This window comes from Cytophagia bacterium CHB2 (assembly GCA_030263535.1).
In the GTDB taxonomy this organism is placed as follows: Bacteria; Zhuqueibacterota; Zhuqueibacteria; order Zhuqueibacterales; family Zhuqueibacteraceae; genus Coneutiohabitans.
Genome location: SZPB01000307.1, coordinates 1 through 7,819, shown reverse-complemented (window position 1 = coordinate 7,819; position 7,819 = coordinate 1). Strand labels below are relative to the sequence as shown.

Sequence of the window (7,819 nt, the reverse complement as noted above, 5' to 3'; positions counted from 1 at the left end):
ATCAATGAAACCGGCGAGGCGTTTCTCTCGCACACCAAATTGAACGATTGCTTTGTCATACGACTCGTGATCAGCCATTTGCGCGTCACTGAAGCTGAGTTGCGCCGCACCTGGGAAATCGTGCAGGAAAAACAGAAGCTCTTTTCATAGATTAATTAATTACGACTTTTTGGCCCCGGCAAGCCCGACACTCATGTTCACTTAGGACGTGCCGTGACCGCATATCCCTTCTCGTCCGCCAACTCACACCTGCGACAGCTTTTTTCAAAGAACGATACAACCTTTTGCATGATTTTCGTCACTCATTAATAGTCATGAAGATCATATCGAGGTATCTCGGCCGGCTTGAAGATCGCAGGCTGGTGAGAAATTTTCTGAGGCGCCGCGACGAAAAAGCTTTTCACGAGCTTTATAAACGCCACACGCCCGCGTTGTTTCAATTTGCCCTGCGCTTGCTGGCGTGGAACAAACACGAAGCTGAAGACGTGCTGCAGGACACCTGGCTGAGAGCGGTCGGAGCGCTGCCAGAATTTCGGTGGCAGTCGAGTTTGCGCACCTGGCTGATCAGCATCGTGCTCAATTGCTGCCGCGAGTTGGAGCGCAGGCGTGCCAAAAACTCGCATGCCGTCCTCACCGACGTGTTTGTTGAAGCGTATGTCTCGCTCGAATATCTCGATCTCGAACGGGCGATTGCCGGCTTGCCTGACGGTTACCGGCACGTGTTCGTGCTGCACGATCTGGAAGGATACACTCACGCCGAGATCGGTTCGCTTTTGAATATTGAAGCCGGCACTTCGAAAAGCCAACTCCATCATGCCCGCCGGGCGGTACGGCAATCCCTGTAAGAACCCGCGGCGACTACAGTCAATCGGAGCAACACCCATGAAGCCATCTGAACCTCTCGACGATTTCAGTGCGGAAGAACAAGCAAAGCTTGCGGCTTTGCCGCGCGCCAACCTGCCCGCCACAATCTTGGAAAAGAAGATTGTCGCAGCGCTCAAAGCCAATGGGCAACTGCGGCAGGCGCCCACACCGCAGCCTCGCCATCTTCTTCGCCTGGCCACGGCCTCTCTTTCATTCTTGCTGATTTTCACGCTGGGATTTCTATTGGGCAAGCGGCAGAGCACGGTGCCCGTCGCTCCCAACCAGCAGGCCATGTTCATGCTGCTGCTTTACGAATCACCGGAAGCGGTGGGCAGCGAATCTGACAAAGTCGTGGAATACAGTCACTGGGCAAAATCCCTCAGAGAAGCAAAACGTGCCATTTCAGGAGAAAAACTGAAAGATGGCGGACGGCTGCTGCGCCAGGCGCAAGGCCAGCTCGAAATCAGCGAGGTTGGCCATCAGAACCAGCGCGAAGCACTGGGCGGATATTTTTTGATCGAGGCACGAGATATCGAGGACGCCCTCAGCATCGCCGAACGCTGTCCTCATCTCAAATATGGTGGCGCAATCGAGCTCAGGCAAATTGACAAGATCTAAAACGTATCTCAAGTCGCAATGCCAATGGAGGTCAAGATGTACTTGCAACAGTTGCAAATCCGTCGGGGCCCAACAACATCCCAGATGGTCCTCCTCCTACTGTTCATTGCCATATCGGCCGGGCTCCCGGGTTTATCGCGATCACAACAAAATCCTTGCTGCGCGAGCAAAGAGCCTGATTTCGTTCCTCATGTTTGGGCGCTGGAACACCCTGTCAGGGATGTCGAGCGCGTCGCGGCATTCTATCCCGGCGCATTGGGATTTGAGATTGAGAGCAACAGTTGTTGTATGGCGGCCGGCGTTCTGCGCAATGGCAGCACGAGGTTGATACTCAGGCGCGACAATCTTGAGCCCGCAGTTGCACGTCTGCGCGATCCCTCCAACAATCTGCTCAAACTCATGGAAATTCCGGCCCGGCAGTTGACGATGAACGGTATTGCTTCCGATACAATTCCCGGAGACATGCCCGCGCTCGCCCAAGCCGGTTTCAATCGTTTTAAGTTGCTCGAGGGCCACTGGCAGGGACGCAGCACCAAGGGTTGGGAAGAAACAATCACTTTCAAAACAATTGCCAAGGGTTCAGTGGTGGTGGAAACCTCGTTTGACGCGCATCCCAACGAAACCATGATGACAATGTTTTATTTGGACGGAACACGCCTTCTGCTCACGCACTATTGCGTCGCCGGCAGCCAGCCTCGCCTCGAAGCGACTTCATTTGAAGAAAACGGGGACGCCATTACCTTCACTTTCCTCGATGCGACCAATCTCCCTTCACGCGATCGCGGTCACATGGACAAGGCGGTGTTTCGCTTTGTTGATAAAGATCATTTCAGCGCACAATGGACGTGGTATCAGGACGGCAAAGAGAATTGGATGGAAGAAATCAAGTATGAACGCAAGCGCTAATTTCACCGGCCCCCGCCTCCTCCCTCCTTCCAGGCGATCTTTCGATTGAACGAATGTTATAAGATTCTGTCATTAGAAGAAATTTCTACTATTTATTGCGCCGGCGGTATCGCGCCGGCTTTCGTCAACAAGACGCTTACTGAATCCATCCGTGAAAAACATCGCATTTGTCACTTATCACAAAGCCCCGCACCTGACGCCGGATGACGCCACGGCGCTTTCATCTTTGCGAGACGCCGGCATCGCCGTCACGCCCGTCATTTGGAATCTCCCCTCGAATGATTGGAAAGCATACGACGCAATAATTCTGCGTTCGTGCTGGGACTATCATCAAAAGCTCGATGACTTCCGCGGCTGGCTCGATCACATTGCCGCGCTGCAAATTCCGTTGTGGAATCCCGCGGAGATTGTGCACTGGAACCTGCACAAGAAATATTTGCAAGACCTGGCAGCACAAGGTGTGAACATTCCCCGGACGATATGGCTCAAGGCGGGTGCACCGGCGCCATTGCAAACATTGCTGCAAGATTATGGCTTCGCGCAAGCCGTGGTGAAGCCTGCGGTTTCCGCGACGGCCTGGCAAACCTGGCGCACCTCGCCTGCAAACGCGCAACACGATCAAACCAGGCTCGATGAACTTTTGCGATCTTCAGACGTCCTGATTCAGGAGTTCATTCCCGAAGTGACAATTTCGGGCGAATGGTCGCTTTTATTTTTGGGCGGAGAATTCAGTCATGCGGTTGTCAAACGCCCGCAAACAGGGGACTTTCGCGTGCAATCCGATTTCGGCGGAACATATCATGCAGAAACGCCGCCGCCCGAATTGATCCAACAAGCGCGAACCATTGTGAATCGAATAAACCGGCCTCTTCTCTACGCGCGAGTCGACGGCGTTGTGCGTAACGGAGAATTTGTATTGATGGAATTGGAGCTGATCGAGCCACAATTGTTTCTCGGTCTGCATCCGTCGGCGCCCGAACGTTTCGCCGCGGCAATTGCAGCGATTTTGTGAAAGACACCATCAAAAATTCCTGGAGATTCTCGTGATGAAGATCAAGTACTTTGTTCTCATTCTGCTGGCAACCTCCTTTTGTGTTGCACAAACCCCTGACCCGGTAACTCCGGAAACTCCCTGGCAAATGACGATTTCGCCGCAACATGAGCCGGGAGATGCGCTTCAGGTTTCTGGAACGGTTTACGGCCCGGACGGCAAAACGCCGATCGCCGGCGCAACGGTTTACGTTTATCACACCGACATTCGCGGGTATTATTCTCAAGATAGCCGTAGCGGCAGTTCGAATCCCCGCATCAAAGGCACCATGCGCACGAATGCGGAAGGCAACTACGCGTTTCGCAGCATCAAACCCGGGCCGTATCCAGGCTCGCGTGTTCCAGCACACATTCATTACCTCGTATCGGCGCCGGGATACAAGCAAAAGGTTTTCGAAATCGTTTTTGATGATGACCCGTTCGTCACGGCCGACATCCGCGCGCGCGCCAAACGGGAAAACAGCATCTATTCAATCAAAAAACTCGAGCGGGACTCTCAAGGCGTGTGGCGCTGTGTGCAAGATGTGCAACTGCAACGTGAATGAATGATAGGCGTCGCGATGTTAATCTCTTTACTTCGTGCGCCCAAACACTCATAACAAAGTTAACGCCTGAACCATCACGCAGCGCCGGATATCATTCCAGCACGCACCAAAGCCCTTCTTACTGAGGGGCTTTTGCTTTTTAGTATTGAATCCGCAACTTGCTGCGAGTTTCTCTCCTCTCTTAGCGACTTTCAGATTGACATTCAATTCCTCATTGTCTAATTTCCCGCCGCTCTATCACCATACCTCTACTTCAAACCTTTTATTGCCAGCGCTTGCATCTGCGTTCAAGGAGGCGACATGAAGCGATATTTTATGGCATTGTTTCTCACGCCGATCATCATATATGCACAGACTTCTACTCAGCCAAAGCAAGAGGATTCCCAATCCTGCTATCGGGTCAGCGAGACGATTGCGCCGGAAACGTTCGTTTATAATCGCATTGGCGAAAAACAGCGCTTGCTCGAGCTTGCGCGTCCGGAGACAAAAGTCATTTATCTCCTGCTTTTCGGCGGTGCCAGCGCCAGCCCGGTGGAAACTTATGGCGGCATTTGGTGCAATGATTCCTTCAATGACCTGCCTATTTCAAATTATCTTTATCTCAAATATCGCGAAGCCGGCGTCACCTTTGTTGCCGTGGCCTGCCCACCGGTTTACAGCGAACAAGATTACGGCTATCCCGGCGACACATTTCTCGCCCAGCCTGAAACCAGTGAAGCCTGGGGTCAAGCGTTCGAGAGCTTCGTGCAGGCGACGTATGACTTGCAAAACACTCACGTCATTCCGTTTGATAAGATTTACTTCGATCCCAAGTTTCGTTTGATGTTCAATCACCAAAAGCTGACGAACGGGGTTGCATTCTCCGATTCGATTTTGGCCTGGATGGGCAAACTCAAGCCCTGCTCGGACAAACAAAGCCATTCACTGCCCACGATTTGGCTGCTCTCGCCGAACGGCAAAGTACTGCATGAGCCATTTGTCGGCAATCGTTACGGCATCTCGACACAACGCATTGTTTTCACCGTGCGTGAGGTGGAGGCTGCGTTGGAAAATATTCTAAAAGACAAAAACTGAACCGCCGAGCTTAAAACAATTCGCGCCGCCCCGGGAAGAATAAAGCCTTGCCTTTCCTTCAAATCTTTTTATTTTGCCGAATCCTGACTTGTGTGTTTTGAAGATGAATTTTTGTTTTTGAAACAAGAACAAAAGCGCCCTTCACTACTTTAATCACGGGCTTTGCCATGTATCGCGAAGATCAAGCAGCGACAACACTTCCCTTCACTGCCTCAATCGTCGGCGCCAATGTTTTGCGCAAAGAAGGCCAGACCAAAGTGACGGGCCAGGCCCAATATGTCGATGATTTCTCCTATCCCAACATGCTGCATGGCAAAACCATACGCAGCACCATCGCACGCGGCGTGATCAAAGAAATCCAATTCGATCCGCAATTTGATTGGTCGCAGATCGTGATCGCGGATTATCGCGACATTCCCGGCACAAATATCGTTGCATTGATCGAGGATGATCAGCCCCTGCTCGTTGAAAAAGAAATCAGACATCACGATGAACCGATACTGTTGATCGCCGGCAACAATCGCGAAGTGCTGGAAGAGGCCGCGCAACATATTCATATAAGCTATGAAGAAAAGCCGGCGATTCTCTCGATGGAACAGGCGATCGCCGCCGGCGAGAGCGGCGACGCCGGCATGATCATTCACAAATCAAATAACGTTATAAAAAGTTTTCTTATCGAACGCGGCGACTTGGATGCCGGTTTTACGCAAGCCAATAAGATTGTCGAAGGCACATATCGCACCGGATTGCAAGAGCACGTTTACATCGAGCCGCAAGGCATGATTGCAATTCCCGGCGCGGACGGCTCGATCACCGTGCAAGGCTCGCTGCAATGCCCGTACTACGTTCACAAGGCGCTCAAAATTCTTTTTAATCTGCCTGATGACAAAGTCATTGTGATTCAAACCGTGACCGGCGGCGCCTTCGGCGGCAAGGAAGAATATCCCAACATGATCGCCGGACATGCGGCGTTGCTGGCGCGTAAATCCGGCCGGCCGGTGAAGTTGATCTATGATCGTTCCGAAGACATTGCCGCCACGACGAAGCGCCATCCGGCAATCGTACATCATAAAACCGGTGTGACCCAAGACGGCAAGCTGATGGCGGCAGATATCGATGTCATCATGGATGGCGGCGCGTATGCCACCTTGAGCGCTGTGGTGCTTTCGCGCGGCGCGATTCACGCGCTCGGGCCTTACAATTGCCCAAACGTGCGCATTCGCGCGCGAGTGATGGCAACCAACACGCCGCCGGCGGGCGCGTTTCGCGGCTTTGGCGCGCCGCAAACATGTTTTGCTTATGAAATGCACATGAATCACCTCGCGCAAACGCTCGGCATGTCACCGCTCGAGATTCGGCAAAAAAATGTATTGCGCGAAGGCGACGTGACCGCAACCGGGCAAACCCTCAATCTCAGTGTTAGCGCTGAACAAGTTTTGGAAGCCGCGGTTAAGAATTCAAATTATCTGGCAGAATACGCGGCGGCGCAAAAGCAAAACGGCTCGCATAAACGCGTGGGCGTGGGTTTATCCCTTTTCTATCACGGCGCGGGCTTCACAGGCAGCGGTGAAACGCGCCTGCCCACCCGCGCCGGATTGGAATTGACTGAAGCAGGAAAAGCGCGTGTGCTCACCAGTTCGATTGAAATGGGGCAGGGCACGGAAACCATTTTCTGCCAGCTTGCTGCCGAAGCATTGGGTGTGACTTATGATGACGTTGAATTCGCGCAACCCAACACCGCGCATGTGCCGGACAGCGGCCCGACGGTGGCTTCCCGCACCTGCATGATCGTCGGCAAAGCCTTGCAAGACGCGGCTTATATTCTCAAGAATAAACTTGAGGCTTTTGGCCGCGAAAAATGGGGCGCGCATGCCGTGGCGCTGCGCAACGGTGAGTTGTGGGCCGAGGGACGCAGCATGTCGAGTTTTAGCGATCTTGCCAAAGAATATCTGGCGCGCGAGGGCAATGTCAAAGTGTTGCACGGCTACTCCCTCCCTTCTGACATTAAATGGGATGACGATACTTATCGCGGTGATGCTTATCCTGTGTTCGGCTGGGGCGCGGATGTGGCGAAAGTAGAAGTTGATTTGGATACCTACGAAATCAAAGTGCTGGAATTCATCTCAGCAATTGATTGCGGCAAGGCGCTGCATCCGCTTTTGCTCGAAGGCCAAATCGAAGGCGGCTCGTTGCAGGCGGTCGGCCACGCGACGATCGAAGAAGTGATTCTGCAAAACGGCAAAGTGCTCAACAATCGCATGACGAATTGCCTCATTCCGACTTCATTGGATACGCCGGAGATGCGTGTGGTATTGATCGAGAATCCCTATCCGTATGGCCCGCACGGCGCAAAAGGCGTGGGAGAGTTGCCCATGGACGGCGGCGCGGCGGCCGTTGCCGCAGCGGTGTGGCAGGCGGTTGGAGTGATGCCGGAGGAGGTGCCGATTACGCCGGAGAAGTTGATGGGGTGGAGTTCGACAGCAGATTAGCACGACAAAAAATTGGCGAGTCTGATTGTCAATGTAATTGGTGAGATTGTGCAGTATATCAAAGATTGGCAGTATTTTTGAATCTAGTGCAACACGTTCTGAACACAGCATACTACCATGCAAATCAACGCTAAATTGATAAGGAGATCAAAATAACAACAATATTGCAGGAAGTGTCAAGGGTCACCACAATTCCCCCACCCGGGGTCAGGATAATTCCCCCACCCCCTGCGGGAGGAAGCGGTTTAAGATAGGCGGAAATGCGCCGCGGCG

7 protein-coding genes are annotated in these 7,819 nt (G+C 52.8%); all 7 read left to right on the top strand.

Going from position 1 to position 7,819, the window contains the following annotated elements; genetic code table 11:
* Positions 1-314: 314 nt before the first annotated feature.
* The 7 genes from FBQ85_22925 (at position 315) to FBQ85_22895 (ending at position 7,546) form a co-directional block, all read left to right on the top strand.
* Entirely contained in the window at positions 315-845 is a 531-nt protein-coding gene (locus tag FBQ85_22925) for a sigma-70 family RNA polymerase sigma factor (GenBank protein MDL1877997.1), read from the top strand.
* Positions 814-1,482 carry a hypothetical protein gene (locus tag FBQ85_22920; GenBank protein ID MDL1877996.1) on the top strand — a complete coding sequence of 223 codons (669 nt, stop codon included), beginning with the start codon at positions 814-816 and terminating at the stop codon, positions 1,480-1,482. The genes FBQ85_22925 and FBQ85_22920 overlap by 32 nt, the downstream gene beginning before the upstream one ends.
* 288 nt (positions 1,483-1,770) lie before the next feature.
* Positions 1,771-2,388, top strand: coding sequence for a hypothetical protein (locus FBQ85_22915; GenBank protein MDL1877995.1), 618 nt, complete (start codon positions 1,771-1,773; stop codon positions 2,386-2,388).
* Between the two features lie 151 nt (positions 2,389-2,539).
* Positions 2,540-3,400, top strand: coding sequence for a hypothetical protein (locus tag FBQ85_22910; protein MDL1877994.1), 861 nt, complete (start codon positions 2,540-2,542; stop codon positions 3,398-3,400).
* A gap of 34 nt (positions 3,401-3,434) precedes the next feature.
* Positions 3,435-3,983: a protocatechuate 3,4-dioxygenase gene (locus tag FBQ85_22905; GenBank protein ID MDL1877993.1), complete on the top strand. Its 549-nt coding sequence runs from the start codon at positions 3,435-3,437 to the stop codon at positions 3,981-3,983.
* 300 nt (positions 3,984-4,283) lie between these two features.
* Entirely contained in the window at positions 4,284-5,057 is a 774-nt protein-coding gene (locus tag FBQ85_22900) for a hypothetical protein (protein ID MDL1877992.1), read from the top strand.
* Between the two features lie 167 nt (positions 5,058-5,224).
* Positions 5,225-7,546, top strand: coding sequence for a xanthine dehydrogenase family protein (locus tag FBQ85_22895; protein MDL1877991.1), 2,322 nt, complete (start codon positions 5,225-5,227; stop codon positions 7,544-7,546).
* Positions 7,547-7,819 lie beyond the last annotated feature (273 nt).

Coding starts and splice junctions, on each gene's coding strand:
- FBQ85_22915 (MDL1877995.1), top strand. CDS start 1,771: ATGGCGGCCGGCGTTCTGCGCAATGGCAGCACGAGGTTGATACTCAGG.
- FBQ85_22895 (MDL1877991.1), top strand. CDS start 5,225: ATGTATCGCGAAGATCAAGCAGCGACAACACTTCCCTTCACTGCCTCA.
- FBQ85_22900 (MDL1877992.1), top strand. CDS start 4,284: ATGAAGCGATATTTTATGGCATTGTTTCTCACGCCGATCATCATATAT.
- FBQ85_22905 (MDL1877993.1), top strand. CDS start 3,435: ATGAAGATCAAGTACTTTGTTCTCATTCTGCTGGCAACCTCCTTTTGT.
- FBQ85_22920 (MDL1877996.1), top strand. CDS start 814: ATGCCCGCCGGGCGGTACGGCAATCCCTGTAAGAACCCGCGGCGACTA.
- FBQ85_22925 (MDL1877997.1), top strand. CDS start 315: ATGAAGATCATATCGAGGTATCTCGGCCGGCTTGAAGATCGCAGGCTG.